The sequence below is a fragment of the Xanthomonas hawaiiensis genome, assembly GCF_031834635.1.
Taxonomy (GTDB): domain Bacteria; phylum Pseudomonadota; class Gammaproteobacteria; order Xanthomonadales; family Xanthomonadaceae; genus Xanthomonas_A; species Xanthomonas_A sacchari.
On sequence record NZ_CP115873.1, the window covers coordinates 4,369,217 to 4,382,686 of the forward strand.

Here is a 13,470-nt window from a genome sequence, read left to right on the forward strand (position 1 = left end):
AGCGCCGTGCGATGGCGTATGGCGCGCGTGGGCCGCGCCGCATGTGCGACCGCAGCATGCACTTTGCGGCCGCTGTGCTAGAAAGAAGCTGCCTCAAGATCGCCCGCCGACGTTCCGCGTCCGTCACCGCATCTGCAAGGAGCCCGTCATGATCGCTTTGTTCAAAGGCTTGGGATTGCTGCTCGAGGACAACGCGCTGCACCAGCGCTCGTTTCCCGAACAGGTCGCGCACTGGCAGCACAAGAGCGAGGCGCAGATCCGCGAAGAGGTGGCCCTGCTGGCCAAGGCCAAGCAGCAATGGCTGGTGGCCTCGATCATCGGCTGGCAGGCGATCTCGCTGATCCTGCTCGGCGTGATCACCGCGCAGTTGTGGCAGCACGACTACCACCTGACGTTCTCGCGCATCGTCATCGTGGTCACCTCGTGGGTGGCGATCCTGTTCGTGATCTGGTTCATCGCCAACATGTTCGACCGCACCGCCGGTTTCGAGCGCTGGCTCACCGCGTTCAACAGCCGCGAACCGCTGTCGGCCGATGCCGACACCGTGGAGTGCGTGGCCGATGCGCTGAACATGGCGCGCAAGTACCCGGAGATCCTCGCCTACAAGCGCGAGGTGGTGGCCAATCGCGAACTGCGCCATGAGGACATCCGGATCATGCGCGAGATGGGCCGCATCCGCCTGCATGCCGAACTGGTCGCCTCGCTGATCCAGTTCGAAGGCACACCGCCCGGCGGCCAGCCCGGCGTGTTCCGCGTCGCCGGCTGAGCCCGCCGCGCGCCCGCGCGACGCGCACCACCTCAACGCCCCACCGCAAAGCGACCGCACCGGCGGTCGTTTTGCGTTTGTGGAGACCGCGCGGCGATACGCTGCGCCGGCGCAGCGGTGCCGACACAGCGCAGGCAAGGCACGCCCGATACGCAGGCCTGCCGCGCCGCGGGCGCTCCGCCGTGCCGCGGCCGCGGGCATTCCCAAGATCGCTCTCGCGAAATATAATCATTCTCGATTAGAACTTTCGCCCCCCGGTCTCGATGACACTGCATCCCCTTTCGTGCGCCTGCCTGCTGGGCATGGCGCTGTCCCTGCCTGCGCACGCCGCCGGTGCCGACCCCGCGATGGACGCCGACGGCGGCGCCGATGCCGCACAGGCGACCGCCCTGCCCACGGTGCAGGTGCGCGCCGACGCGCAGAGCGGCTTCCATGCAACCGGACCGGTGCAGGCCGACAAGTCGGATGCGCCGCTGGCACAGACGCCGTTATCGATCACCGTGGTACCGCGCGCGCTGCTGGACAGCCAACAGGCGCTGAGCCTGTCCGATGCGCTGCACAACGTCTCCGGGGTGGTCGCCAATACCTACGGCCGGCGCGGCTGGGACGATCTGATCATCCGCGGGCAGACCGCCTCCGACGCGTTGTTCGTCGACGGCCTGCGCACCGCCGCCAACAACCGCGTGGCCGAGCAACTGTTCGGCATGCAGCAGGTGGAGGTGCTGAAGGGACCGGCCTCGCTGCTGTACGGGCAGGTGCTGCCGGGCGGCCTGGTCAACCTGATCAGCAAGCGCCCGGGCGCCGAACCGATGCGACGGGTCGACCTGGGCGTGGGCAGCGACGGCCTGCGCCAGGGCAGCGTGGATCTCAACCAGCCGCTGTCGGCCGACGGCAAGGTGGCGCTGCGTCTCAACGGGCTGGCGATGAACAGCGACGATCCCACCGACCACGTGTATTTCCGCAGCCGCTGGATCGCCCCGTCGCTGTCGCTGGACCTGGGTCCGCGCACCGACTTCGTGCTGCTGACCAGCTACCAGGAGCGCGACTACATCCGCCAGCAGGGCCTGCCGTGGGAAGGCAGCGCCGAACCCAACCGCAACGGCAGGATCGACCGCGCGCTGTTCACCGGCGAACCCGGACAGCAGCCGTACCACAGCCATCAGAGCCGGATCGGCTACGTGCTCGATCACCGCTTCGACAACGGCTGGACCCTGCACCACGCCGCACGCTGGCAGAGCTTCGGCCTGGATGGCTTCCTGATCGCCAACAACGGCCTGGCCGCCAACCTGCGCACCCTGCGCCGTACCGCCACCCAGCAACAGTTCGACGGACGCACCTGGGTGCAGGACACCTACCTGCAGGGCGGCTTCACCACCGGCACCTGGCAGCACACCGTCACCGCCGGCCTGGACGCGTTCAAGACCTGGGAATGGAACGTGCAGTCGACCTGCCGCGTCGGCAATCTCGACGTGTACGCGCCGGTCTACGGCAGCGCCGTGGTCTGCCCGGCCCGCCCCAGCCGCGACAACCTCAGCGTGGTGACCTCGGGCGGCCTGTACCTGCGCGACCGCATCCAGTTCGCGCCCGACTGGCAACTGCTGCTGGGCCTGCGCCACGATCGCAGCCGCAACCGCAGCGAGGACCGGCTGGCCGGCAACGACACGCGCAACGACAACAGTGCCACGACGGGTTCGGCAGCGCTGATGTTCGATGCCGGCGGCGGGCTGCGCCCGTACGTCAGCGTCGCCACCTCGTTCTATCCCAACGTCGGCGTCGATGCGCAGGGCGCGCAGTTCGATCCCGAACGCGGGCGCCAGGTGGAACTGGGCGTCAAGATGGAAGTGAGCAGCGGCACCAGCGTGAGCATGGCGCTGTACGACCTGCGCCGGCGCAACGTGCTGCAGAGCGATCCGTTCAACGACGGCTACAGCATCGCCGTGGGCGAACAGCGCAGCCGCGGCCTGGAGCTCAACGCCGCCGCGGACCTGGGCAACGGGTTGAGCCTGTTCGGCGGCTACGCCTACACCGATGCGGTGGTCACCGACGACGGCGGGCAACGCGTCAGCACGATCGGCAGCCGCCTGTACAACGTACCGCGGCACAGCGGCTCGCTGTGGCTGCAGTACACCGCCCACGGCGCGGCCGACGGCTGGAGCGTCAGCGGCGGCGCCCGCGCCGAAGGCGAGAAGACCGCCTACGGCCACCGGATTCCCGGCTACCTGGTGTTCGATGCCGGCCTGGGCTACCGCCAAGGCCATTGGCGCTATGCGCTGAACCTGAAGAACGCGTTCGACCGCGACTACTTCACCGGCGGCCTGCAGCGCGCGGTGGCCCTGGGCGACCCGCGCACCCTGCTGTTCTCGGTGGGCGTGGATTACTGAGTGGGCGGCGTCGCCGCCACGATGCGACGCCGTCGCTGAAGGCGAGGATGCCGGATCGTGCCCCCCCCCTGTGGGAGCGGGTTCAATCGCGACGCGAGACGTCATCCGGCAGTTCCATTGCCGATGCGTCTGGACTGAAGTCCCTCCCACAACAGCAACGCGTTGATTGCGCCATTCGGTGCAAGGGCGGATGCGGAGATGCGATGCATCGGTCGACCTCGCATCCGGGTCGCGGCTGAAGCCGCTCCTGCACGGTCCGAACATCGGCGCCGTAGGAGCGGCTTCCGCCGCGACGCATGACGTCATCCGACAACTCCGCGGTAATGCCTCTGGGCGGCTTCCGCCGCACCGCACGACGTCCGACAGTTCCGCGGTAATGCTGCCTGTGGGAGCGACTTCGGTCGCGACACGGGACGTCGTCCGGCCGCTCCGTTGCACGTGCTGTCGGGACTGAAGCCCCTCCCACAACAGCCGTGGCCATCGTGACATCGCTGGACGTGTCGGAAGATCGCATCGGCCAGCCGCTCGCGAGCGCCCCCTCACTCGCGCCCGCAGGCGGCCGCCGAAGCATCCGACACCACGCACTGGCGGAAATCGCGCGGCAGCCCGGCGATCTGGCGGCGCTGGCCGACCGCCAGATCGAAGGCCTGCAGCACGCGCGGACTGCAGGCAGCGCCGTCGCGGCCGCGCGCCGCCTGCGGTGCCGTGCAGGCGGCATAGACCTGGTAGTGACAGCGCCCGCTGCGGCTGTCGAGGCAACGGAACGTGGCCAGGCCATCGCGGTAGGTGGTCCGGCTGAAGATCAGTGGCACGCCGCGGTCGCTGGCCTGCACCACCGTCTCGCGGCGGGCGCCCGTGGACAGGTCCAGATCGGCATGTCCCTGGCAGCCGAACAGGCCGAGCAGGCACGACCACAGCAAGGAGAGCAGGCGCATGACCGAGATTCCTTTTCAGTGCGGAGCGAAGGGGACGCGCGGCTACATGCCGCGGAACAGGCTCATGTACGGCTGGCTGACGGTCAGGACCTCGTCGCGGTGGCGCAGCTTCAGCCGGCCCTTGCCGGCGTCCTCGCGCACCACCGAGGCCACCGCCTTGAGGTTGACGATGGTGGACCGGTGGATCTGCCGGAACGCGGTCGGATCGAGCACGTCCAGCAACTCGCGCAGGGAGGTGCGCAGCACCGCCTCGCCGTCGCGGGTGAGCACCGTGGTGTACTTGCTGTCGGCCTGGAAATACAGCACGTCGTCGAGCAGGATCAGCCGCGTCTCGCGGCCGCTGCTGGCGGTGACCCAGGCCAGCGGCGGTGGTGCCGACGGCGCGGCCGGGCGCTGCTGCAGGCGCTGCAGCAAGGCATCGAGCACCGCCGGATCCGGCCCCTGCGCCGCCCGCGCCTGCAGCCGCTGCACCGTGGCCTGCAGGCGCTCGCGCACGATCGGCTTGAGCAGGTAGTCCACCGCGCCGTGTTCGAACGCATCGATGGCGTACTGATCGTAGGCGGTGACGAACACCACCTGCGTATGCGGGCTCAGTTCGCCCAGCGCGCGCGCCACCTCGATGCCGCTCAGCCCGGGCATGCGGATGTCCAGGAACGCCACCTGCGGGCGCAGTTCGGCCAGGCGTTCCAGCGCGCTGGCGCCGTCTTCGCACTCGGCGACGATGCGCAGCTGCGGCCACACCTCGCCCAGCAGCGCGACCAACGCATCGCGCAACAGGGTCTCGTCCTCGGCGACGATCGCGTCAGTCATGGTGCGCTCCGGTGTGCATCGCGACCGGCGCCGGCAGTGGCGGCGGTGGCGGCGTCGCGCCCGCCGGCCATGGCAGGGTGATGGTGGCGGCCACGCCGCTGGGGAAGTTGGAGACGATGGCGAAGCTCGCCGCGCCGGCGTAGGTCAGGCGCAACCGTTCGCGCAGGTTCTTCAGGCCGATGCCGGTGCCGCTGGACTGGGTATTGAAGCCCAGGCCGTCGTCGGCCACGGTCAGGGTGACGTGGTCGTCGACCGCACGCGCCAGGATCCAGATGGTGCCGCCGCCGGGCTTGGGTTCCAGGCCGTGCTTGATCGCATTCTCCACCAGCGTCTGCAGCATCATCGACGGCAGCGGCAGCGTCTTCATCGTCTCCGGCACCTGCACCTGCAGTTGCAGGCGCGCGCCCATGCGGATGCGCAGGATCTCCAGGTAGGCCTGGGTCCGTTCCAGTTCGTCGCCGAGCGAACTCATCGCGTCCTCGGTGCTGGGCAGCGAGCGCCGCAGGTACTGGATCAGGTAGCCCAGCATCAGGTCGGCGCGCGGCGGGTCGGTGCGCGCCAGCACCTGCGCGCTGGCCAGGGTGTTGTAGAGGAAATGCGGCTCGACCTGTGCATGCAGCAGGTTCAGCCGCGCCACGGTCAACTCCTGCTCGGTGGCGGCCTGCGCGGCGGCGGCCTGCTCGTCGCGGCGCAGTTCGGCCACGCGCCGCGCCAGCGCGCGGCCCAAGGCTTCGGCGTTCTCGTAGTTGCTGCCTTCGTCGACCGCGAACAGATCGATCCACGCGCTGGCGTCCGGTTCCAGCAGCAGGGTCAGACTGCTGGTGCCGGTACCCGGGGTCACCGTCGCCAGTACCTGGTTGCGCTTGACCGCGAAGCGCGCGGCCAGGTTCCAGCGCGACGGCGGGCGACCGTTGTACGGATCGATGCGGCGCACCTTGGCGCGCACCTGCAGGCTGTCCAGCGTGCTTTCGACGTCCTCCACCCGCGGCAGCTCGCGCACGGCCGCATCCAGCAGCGCGAACGCCTCGTGGGTGTCCAGCGGGATCTCGATCTGGCGCCGCTGGCGGCTGGCCAGGGTGGCCCAATCCAGGCGCCCGGCGATCAGCCAGACCTTGCGCAGGTGGGTGATGCCGGCGATCAGCGCCGACAGCATCAACAGCATCGCCAACAGGCCGAACAGCCAGCCCGGCCCGGAATTCATGCCGTAGAACAACCCGGCCCAGACGAAGGCGGCCACGATCACCGCCCCGGCCCAGGCGCACAACAGGCGAACGAGGAAGAACAGGCTGGCGAGCATGGCGGCCGGGGACGGTGGAGTTCCGGCGAGGATAGCCGCGGCGTCGCACGGCGCCAGCGGCGTGCGACGAAACCGTCGCTGGCAAGGATGGGACCGGGCCTTGGCAGGACGAAACCGCAGCCTCACGGGTGCAGGCAGGCGTGCCTGCGCCAGCCGGACGCTGCGCGCCCTACAGCCGGCTCACGCTGCGGATGCGGATCTCGCTGCTGTCCACGCCGTGGCGTTGCGCCGCCTGCGCGCGCAGGCGGCCCAGCAGCCGCTCCGGGTCCAGCGGCGCCGGCTCGGCCCAGGTGTGCGCCAGCGTGCCCCAGGCCACACGCTGGCCGAAGCTGTAGGCCTCGTAGTCGGCCAGGTAGTGGCGCGCGCGCTCAGGTGCCGACGTGGACATCGCCTTCGTAGCCGTTGCAGCCCAGGTGTTCGAGCGCGATCGACAGCGCCAGCGCGTAGCCCTGCGCGCAGTAGCCGCCGACCTGGCCCAGCCGCTGCCCCGAGGCCGCGCACAGGCAGGCTTCGCGGCGATCGCTGGCGTCGTCGTGCACTTCCACGTAGGGCCGGCGCAGGTGCGCCACTGCGTCGGCGGTGACCGCGCTGTCCGAGCACGCGCCCGGATCCAGCAGCAACATCTCCACCCCGGCCTGGTCGGCCTGGGCCAGCGCCTGCAGCAGTTCGCGCTCGCTGGCGCAGCCGCGCACGGCCAGGGTCTTGCCGGCGCGGCCGGCATTTGCGAGCAATTGCCGCATCACCGGCGGGGCGATGCGCGCCGGGCGGCCGCGATGGCCGGCCACGCAGTCCGGGCCACGGAGCAACAGGATCGACATGGCGGCGCCCTCAGTTGGCCAGCGCCGCGCGCGCGCCGAGCCGGCGCTGCGCCACGCCCAGGGCGATGGCATAGCTGTCGGCGAGCGCGCCGTTGGCGATCACCGTCAGCAACGGCGCGTGCCGCGGATGCAGCAGCGGTTCCAGCGCCTGCGCGCTGGCGTCGTGCACTTCGATGTACGGATGCCCCAGCGCCTCCAGCGCCGCGCACAGCTGCGCGCCGTGGTCGGCCAGCTCCGACGCCGGCAACTCGCCGGAATCCAGCAGCACCAGTTCGGTGTCGTCGCACGCGCCCTGCCGCAGCCGCGCCACGATCTGCGCGGCATCGGCGCAGGCCACCGGCACCACCTGCGCAACATGGGACGCGGCCAGACACTGCGCCGCGGCAATGGCCGACGCATCGCGATGCGGGCCCTGGATCAGCAGAATCGACATGGAGCACACCCATTCGGGGAAGACGGGGCGCAGTCTGTGCCTGAGCGGCGTAAGCGTTCCATGCCGATGAAGGGCGTGGGGCGTAAAGCTTGCGTAAGGGCGGGGATTAGAGATTCGGGATTGGGGATTCGCTGAAAAGCCGGGATTCGGGATTCGGGATTCGCAAAGCGGAAGGCGGCGCTGCGCTTCCACCAATCCCGAATCCCCAATCCCGAATCCCGGCTTTATGCGATCATCCCCGGCTTCCCGCAGCCACCGCCGCCCGGACCCGCCATGACCCAAACCGCCCTGCGCCGCGATGTCGGCCCGTTCGCCCTGATGCTGACCGGCCTCGGCTCGATCATCGGTTCCGGTTGGCTGTTCGGCGCCTGGCGCGCCGCCGGGCTGGCCGGTCCCGGTGCGATCTGGGCCTGGGTGCTGGGCGCGGCGATCGTCACCACCATCGCCCTGGCCTATGCCGAGCTGGGCGCGATGTTCCCCGAGTCCGGCGGCATGGTCCGCTACAGCCACTATTCGCACGGCTCGCTGGTCGGCTTCATCGCCGGCTGGGCCAACTGGATCGCGATCGTGTCGGTGATCCCGGTGGAGGCCGAGGCCTCGGTGCAGTACATGGCCTCCTGGCCGTGGCAGTGGGCGCAGGACCTGTACGTGCAGCAGCCCGGCGGCGCCGGCGAACTGTCGGTGCCCGGCCTGTGCATCGCCGCGGTGCTGGTGCTGGTGTATTTCCTGCTGAACTTCTGGAGCGTCAAGCTGTTCGCGCGCTCCAACAGCCTGATCACCGTGTTCAAGCTGGTGGTGCCGGCGCTGACCGGCGTGGCGTTGATCGCCAGCGGCTTCCACAGCGAGAACTTCAGCGTCGGCCTGCACGGCGGCAGCCACACCATCGACTTCGCCGCGGTGCTCACCGCGGTGGCCACCGCCGGCATCGTGTTCAGCTTCAACGGCTTCCAGAGCCCGGTGAACCTGGCCGGCGAGGCGCGCAATCCCGGGCGCAGCATCCCGTTCGCGGTGCTCGGCTCGATCGCGCTGGCCACGGTGGTCTACGTGCTGCTGCAGGTCGCCTACCTGGGCGCGGTGCCGCCGGATCTGCTGGCCAAGGCCGGCTGGCACGGCATCGACTTCCGCTCGCCGTTCGCGCAGCTGGCGATCATCGTCAACCTGCACTGGCTGGCGATGCTGCTGTACGTGGACGCCTTCGTCAGCCCCAGCGGCACCGGCATCACCTACACCGCCACCACCGCGCGGATGATCTACGGCATGGAGCGCAACGGCACCATGCCCAAGGCGCTGGGCCGGGTGCATCCGACCTGGGGCGTGCCGCGCCCGGCGATGTTCTTCAACCTGCTGGTGTCCTACCTGTTCCTGTTCTTCTTCCGCGGCTGGGGCACGCTGGCGGCGGTGATCTCGGTGGCCACCATCATTTCCTACCTGACCGGCCCGATCAGCGCCATGGCGCTGCGCAAGCACGCGCCGGAGATGCACCGCCCGCTGCGCATCGCCGGCCTGCCGGTGCTGGCCGCGGCGGCCTTCGTGCTGGCCACCGAACTGCTGTACTGGGCACGCTGGCCGCTGACCGGCGAGATCATCCTGCTGATGCTGGTGGCCCTGCCGGTGTACGCCTACTACCAGCAGCGCGACGGCTGGAAGGATTTCCGCCGGCACCTGCGCGGCGCCAGCTGGCTGATCGCCTACCTGCCGACCATCGCCCTGCTGTCGTGGGCCGGCAGCACCACCTTCGGCGGCCACGGCTACCTGTCCTACGGGCCGGACCTGGTAGTGGTCGGCGTGGTCGCGCTGGGCTTCTACTTCTGGGGCGTGCGCGCCGGCTGGCGCACCCCGTCGCTGCAGCAGGCCAGCGGCGGCTGAGCCGAGGCGGCGCTCAGCCGCCGCGCAGGAACTGCAGCGCGCGCGACAGCAGCGCGGCGCCGACGAAGCCGGCCAGGGCGCACAGGCCCACCGCGATGACGCCCTGGTGGGACGGGTCGTCGCGTCGGTCGAACAGGGCCAGCGCCGCAGCGACGCACACCGCCGAAGTGCCGGCCCCGACCAGGCCGATGCGCAGATGCGCGGCCCAGCCGCGCAGGCGCGGCCAGGCGCGTGCGGCGAACAGACCGGTCAGCAGCGCCGGCAAGGCGCCGAAGACATAGGAAAACATCGCCATCAGCAGGAGCAGCAGCAGCGGAGCGCTGACGCTGCCCTCTCCCCAGGTCATCGCGACCGCCACCGGCAGCCCGACCACCACGGTCCCGAGCGGCGGGCCGACGAACAGGAAGGTCATGACCACGCCAACGCCGACCAGCCAGCGCGGCAGCGGGTCGTTGCCCGCTTCCGCGTCGAGCGGGTCGACGTCGTCCGCGCGTGCGTCCGGGGCCGCCTGCGCGGCAGGCGGCATCGGGTCGTGGCTCACTGCTTGGCGGGCGCGGCTTGGCGCTGCGCGGCGCTGGCGTCGCGGGCGGCGCGGAACTCGGAGTCGCGGCTCCAGTTCGGCCACTGCGGCGAATTGGCCAGTTCCTCGCCCAGGGTGTACAGCACCTGCATGTCGCGCGCGGCGCCGGCGAAGGTCCAGTTCGGCTGCCATTCGTCGCCGGGCTGGTGATAGCGCTTGGCGGTGTAGTCGTCCGAGGCGGCCTTGCCGGCGGCGACGCCACCGTCCACCCAGTCCTGGCCGGCCGCGAACGACAGCGCCGGCACGCCGCGCTTGGCGAAGGAGAAGTGGTCGGAGCGGAAGAAATAACCGGCTTCCGGCTTCGGATCGGGCGTGTAGCGCAGGTCCCAGCCCTTGGCCACGCGCTTGAGGTCGTCGAGCAGTTCCAGCTTGGCGGTGCCGTAGATGCCGAAATCGCGCGACGGACCGAACGGGCTCATGCCGTCCATGTTGATCACCGCCACCGTGCGCGCCAGCGGGTACAGCGGCTTGGAGGCGTAGTACTCCGAGCCGAGCAGGCCCTTCTCCTCGGCGGTGACCGACATGAACACCACCGAGCGCTGCGGCGCCGGGCCCTTGGCGAAGGCGCGGGCCAGCTCCAGCAGCGCGGCCACGCCGCTGGCGTTGTCCAGTGCGCCGTTGAAGATGCGGTCGCCCTTGGCGTCGGGCGCGCCCACACCCAGGTGATCCCAGTGCGCGGTGTAGATGAGGGTCTCGTCCGGCCGGGTCTTGCCGGGCAGGCGCGCGACCACGTTGTGCGAGGTGATTACCTCCGACTTCACCGCATAGTCGGCGTACAGGCGCTCGCCCTTCAGCTCCACCGGCTTGAAGTCGCGCGACTGCGCCTGCTTCTTCAGTGCATCGAAATCCAGCCCGGCGCGCTTGAACAGGTCCACCGCCAGATCGCGCTGGATCCAGCCCTCCAGTTCCGGGTGCACCGACTTGGGATCGTCGCGGACCACGTCGAACATGCTGTTGGTGTTGGAGTTGGCGACGGTGGCCCAACCGTAGGAAGCCGGTGCGGTCTCGTGCACGATCAGCACGCCGGCCGCGCCCTGCCGCGCGCCTTCCTCGAACTTGTAGGTCCAGCGGCCGTAGTAGGTCATGCCCTTGCCGTCGAACGCGCCCTTGCCGGTCTCGAAATCGGGGTCGTTGATCAGCACCACCGCGATCTTGCCCTTCAGGTCCACGCCCTTGAAGTCGTCCCAGCCGCGCTCGGGCGCCTTGACGCCATAGCCGACGAACACCAGCGGCGCCCCGTCCAGGCTGACCTGGCTGCTGCCGTCGAGCGCGGCGCGCACGGCGATCTGCTGGCCCTGGGTCAGGGCCTGGCGCTGGTCGCCGCTGGCGATCGCCAGGCGCGGGGTGCCGACGATGTCGGCGCGGCGCAGCGGCACCGCCTGCGTCCACAGGCGCTTGCCGTCGCGCAGGTCGCCGCCGGGCTGCAGGCCGGCCGCCTGGAACTGCGCGCTCAGGTAGGCCACGGTCTTCTCCTCGCCCGCCGAACCCGGGGCACGGCCCTCGTAGGCATCGGAGGCCAGCGTCTTGACGTCGTTGGACAGGCGCTGGGTATCGAAGGTCGGTGCGGACGGCGGCGCCGCCAGGCAGGCGCCGGACAGCGCCAGGGCCAGCAGGCTCACGATCGGTTGTTTCACGGGGTTCCCCTCGGCAGACACAAAGAGCATCGAGTGTAGCGGCGCCCGTACCGGGCCGGGGTGTGTCGGATGATCGCCGTACGTGCGCTGTCGCAAAAATTTATTGTGATAAAGCGCTCAAATACGAACCTGAACATGCTCTAATGCCGCGCTCGCGCATCCCGGGGCCTGCCGGTCCGGTGGCCCAGGCCGATCCGCGTGCCCGTGGCGGCTTCCACCCGAGCCGCCTGGCGTCCGTTGCCCCCCACCCTCACCCTGGGCCGCTCCGACTGCGGGGCCGGCCCGCTTCCGGAGACCTGCAGAGATGGCGATGTCCCCCTTCACCCGCATCACCCGTTGCGCGCTGGCCGCCGCGTTGCTGGCCGCCAGCGGTTCGGCCTGGAGTTACGCGGTCAGCAAAGGCACGGTGGTGGACGACCGCGGCAACGCGGTGCAGCTGCGCGGCGTCAACTGGTTCGGCTTCGAAGGCAGCGCGCACACCGTGCACGGCCTGTGGGCGCGCAACTGGAAGGACATGATCACGCAGATGCAGGGCCTGGGCTTCAACGCCGTGCGCCTGCCGTTCTGCCCGCAGACCCTGCGCGGCGTCGCCCCGACCAGCATCGACTACGGCCGCAACCCGGACCTGCAGGGCCTGACCTCGCTGCAGGTGCTGGACAAGGTGGTCAACGAGTTCAGCAGCCGCGGCATGTACGTGCTGCTGGACCACCACTCGCCCGATTGCCAGGGCATCTCCGAGCTCTGGTACACCGACGCCTACAGCGAGCAGCAGTGGATCAGCGACCTGAGCTTCGTGGCCAAGCGCTACGCGTCGGTGCCGGGCGTGATCGGCATCGACCTGAAGAACGAGCCGAACGGCCGCAACACCTGGGGCACCGGCAACCTCAAGACCGACTGGAACAAGGCGGTCGAGCGCGCCTCGGCGGCGGTGCTGAAGGTGGCGCCGAAGTGGCTGATCGTGGTCGAGGGCATCACCGACAACCCCACCTGCTCCAGCAGCTACGGCTACTGGTGGGGCGGCAACCTGGAACCGCTGACCTGCACCAAGCTCAACGTGCCGGCCAACCGCCTGCTGCTGTCGCCGCACGTGTACGGCCCGGACGTGAACTGGCAGCCCTACTTCGGCGACAGCAGCTTCCCGGCCAACATGCCGGCGATCTGGGAGCGCCAGTTCGGCCAGCTGACCCAGCTCGGCTACACCATGATGATCGGCGAGTTCGGCGGCAACGAGGGCCGCAACCAGGCGCAGGATCCGATCCTGCAGAAGGCGCTGATCGACTACCTGATCAAGAAGAACCTCCGCAGCGGTTTCTACTGGGCCTGGAACCCGAACAGCCGCGACACCGGCGGCGTGCTCGACGACGACTGGACCACCGTGCGCACCGAGAAGATGACCGGGCTCAAGCGGCTGTGGGGCGACACCGGCGGCACCACGCCGACCCCGACCCCGACCCCGACGCCCACCCCGGAGCCGACGCCGACCCCCACGCCGACCCCGGCCCCGGGCAGCGCCAGCTTCAGCACCAAGATCATCGTCGACAGCGACTGGAACGCCGGCTACTGCGAACGCGTGCAGGTGACCAACAGCGGCAGCGCCACCGGCAACTGGGCGGTCACCCTGTCCATCAGCGGCACCGTCAACAACCTGTGGAACGCCACCTGGACGCAGTCGGGCACCACGCTCAGCGCCAGCGGCGTGGACTGGAACAAGACCCTGGCCCCCGGCGCCACCGCCGAGTTCGGGTTCTGCGCGGCCCGCTGAAGACGGCGCCATCGCCCCGCGCACCACGCGGGGCAACACCCCGACGGCAGCGTCCCACGACGCTGCCGTCGGCGTTTCTGCGTTCCCCATCAGCGCCCGGCCGCGGCCACGCGCCTGCGCATCGGCCGGCCATGCGCAATCGGTGGACAAGCGCCTCTTCTGCAACGGCAGTCACGACCGCCGCGGCG

The 13,470-nt window shown here is 70.0% G+C and carries 12 protein-coding genes; 4 read left to right on the forward strand and 8 right to left on the reverse strand.

Going from position 1 to position 13,470, the window contains the following annotated elements; genetic code table 11:
- Nucleotides 1-148: 148 nt before the first annotated feature.
- Both PG878_RS18620 and PG878_RS18625 read left to right on the forward strand, forming a co-directional pair.
- Entirely contained in the window at nucleotides 149-766 is a 618-nt protein-coding gene (locus tag PG878_RS18620; protein WP_010343666.1) for a hypothetical protein, read from the forward strand.
- Nucleotides 767-1,029: 263 nt separating this feature from the next.
- Nucleotides 1,030-3,147 carry a TonB-dependent siderophore receptor gene (locus tag PG878_RS18625; RefSeq protein ID WP_209031533.1) on the forward strand — a complete coding sequence of 706 codons (2,118 nt, stop codon included), beginning with the start codon at nucleotides 1,030-1,032 and terminating at the stop codon, nucleotides 3,145-3,147.
- A gap of 539 nt (nucleotides 3,148-3,686) precedes the next feature.
- On the opposite strand, the gene PG878_RS18630 is transcribed toward PG878_RS18625, so the two are convergent.
- The 6 genes from PG878_RS18630 to PG878_RS18655 all read right to left on the reverse strand — a co-directional run bounded on the left by PG878_RS18630 (nucleotide 3,687) and on the right by PG878_RS18655 (nucleotide 7,440).
- Entirely contained in the window at nucleotides 3,687-4,082 is a 396-nt protein-coding gene (locus tag PG878_RS18630; RefSeq protein WP_209031532.1) for a hypothetical protein, read from the reverse strand.
- 42 nt (nucleotides 4,083-4,124) lie between these two features.
- Nucleotides 4,125-4,892, reverse strand: coding sequence for a LytR/AlgR family response regulator transcription factor (locus PG878_RS18635; protein ID WP_209031531.1), 768 nt, complete (start codon nucleotides 4,890-4,892; stop codon nucleotides 4,125-4,127).
- Nucleotides 4,885-6,189, reverse strand: coding sequence for a sensor histidine kinase (locus tag PG878_RS18640; protein ID WP_209031530.1), 1,305 nt, complete (start codon nucleotides 6,187-6,189; stop codon nucleotides 4,885-4,887). The genes PG878_RS18635 and PG878_RS18640 overlap by 8 nt, the downstream gene beginning before the upstream one ends.
- A gap of 169 nt (nucleotides 6,190-6,358) precedes the next feature.
- Nucleotides 6,359-6,577, reverse strand: a complete 219-nt coding sequence (locus PG878_RS18645; protein WP_019802179.1) for a hypothetical protein — start codon at nucleotides 6,575-6,577, stop codon at nucleotides 6,359-6,361.
- Nucleotides 6,558-7,007: a type II 3-dehydroquinate dehydratase gene (locus PG878_RS18650; protein ID WP_160959607.1), complete on the reverse strand. Its 450-nt coding sequence runs from the start codon at nucleotides 7,005-7,007 to the stop codon at nucleotides 6,558-6,560. Before PG878_RS18650 ends, PG878_RS18645 begins: the two co-directional genes overlap by 20 nt.
- A gap of 10 nt (nucleotides 7,008-7,017) precedes the next feature.
- Nucleotides 7,018-7,440 carry a hypothetical protein gene (locus PG878_RS18655; RefSeq protein WP_209031529.1) on the reverse strand — a complete coding sequence of 141 codons (423 nt, stop codon included), beginning with the start codon at nucleotides 7,438-7,440 and terminating at the stop codon, nucleotides 7,018-7,020.
- A gap of 273 nt (nucleotides 7,441-7,713) precedes the next feature.
- On the opposite strand from PG878_RS18655, the gene PG878_RS18660 reads away from it, so the two are divergent.
- Complete coding sequence (locus PG878_RS18660; RefSeq protein ID WP_209031528.1) at nucleotides 7,714-9,306, forward strand: APC family permease; 1,593 nt, start codon at nucleotides 7,714-7,716, stop codon at nucleotides 9,304-9,306.
- Between the two features lie 13 nt (nucleotides 9,307-9,319).
- Here PG878_RS18660 and PG878_RS18665 read toward each other — a convergent pair whose 3' ends face one another.
- Nucleotides 9,320-9,847, reverse strand: coding sequence for a hypothetical protein (locus tag PG878_RS18665; RefSeq protein WP_311185987.1), 528 nt, complete (start codon nucleotides 9,845-9,847; stop codon nucleotides 9,320-9,322).
- Nucleotides 9,844-11,520: a M28 family metallopeptidase gene (locus tag PG878_RS18670; RefSeq protein WP_209031526.1), complete on the reverse strand. Its 1,677-nt coding sequence runs from the start codon at nucleotides 11,518-11,520 to the stop codon at nucleotides 9,844-9,846. Before PG878_RS18670 ends, PG878_RS18665 begins: the two co-directional genes overlap by 4 nt.
- 310 nt (nucleotides 11,521-11,830) lie before the next feature.
- Between PG878_RS18670 and PG878_RS18675 the strand changes: the two genes are divergently transcribed.
- Nucleotides 11,831-13,282: a cellulase family glycosylhydrolase gene (locus tag PG878_RS18675; protein ID WP_209031525.1), complete on the forward strand. Its 1,452-nt coding sequence runs from the start codon at nucleotides 11,831-11,833 to the stop codon at nucleotides 13,280-13,282.
- Nucleotides 13,283-13,470 lie beyond the last annotated feature (188 nt).

Bases quoted from the DNA above. Each gene is read 5' to 3' on its own strand.
- PG878_RS18620 (WP_010343666.1), top strand. From the start codon at position 149: ATGATCGCTTTGTTCAAAGGCTTGGGATTGCTGCTCGAGGACAACGCG.
- PG878_RS18625 (WP_209031533.1), top strand. From the start codon at position 1,030: ATGACACTGCATCCCCTTTCGTGCGCCTGCCTGCTGGGCATGGCGCTG.
- PG878_RS18630 (WP_209031532.1), bottom strand. From the start codon at position 4,082: ATGCGCCTGCTCTCCTTGCTGTGGTCGTGCCTGCTCGGCCTGTTCGGC.
- PG878_RS18635 (WP_209031531.1), bottom strand. From the start codon at position 4,892: ATGACTGACGCGATCGTCGCCGAGGACGAGACCCTGTTGCGCGATGCG.
- PG878_RS18640 (WP_209031530.1), bottom strand. From the start codon at position 6,189: ATGCTCGCCAGCCTGTTCTTCCTCGTTCGCCTGTTGTGCGCCTGGGCC.
- PG878_RS18645 (WP_019802179.1), bottom strand. From the start codon at position 6,577: ATGTCCACGTCGGCACCTGAGCGCGCGCGCCACTACCTGGCCGACTAC.
- PG878_RS18650 (WP_160959607.1), bottom strand. From the start codon at position 7,007: ATGTCGATCCTGTTGCTCCGTGGCCCGGACTGCGTGGCCGGCCATCGC.
- PG878_RS18655 (WP_209031529.1), bottom strand. From the start codon at position 7,440: ATGTCGATTCTGCTGATCCAGGGCCCGCATCGCGATGCGTCGGCCATT.
- PG878_RS18660 (WP_209031528.1), top strand. From the start codon at position 7,714: ATGACCCAAACCGCCCTGCGCCGCGATGTCGGCCCGTTCGCCCTGATG.
- PG878_RS18675 (WP_209031525.1), top strand. From the start codon at position 11,831: ATGTCCCCCTTCACCCGCATCACCCGTTGCGCGCTGGCCGCCGCGTTG.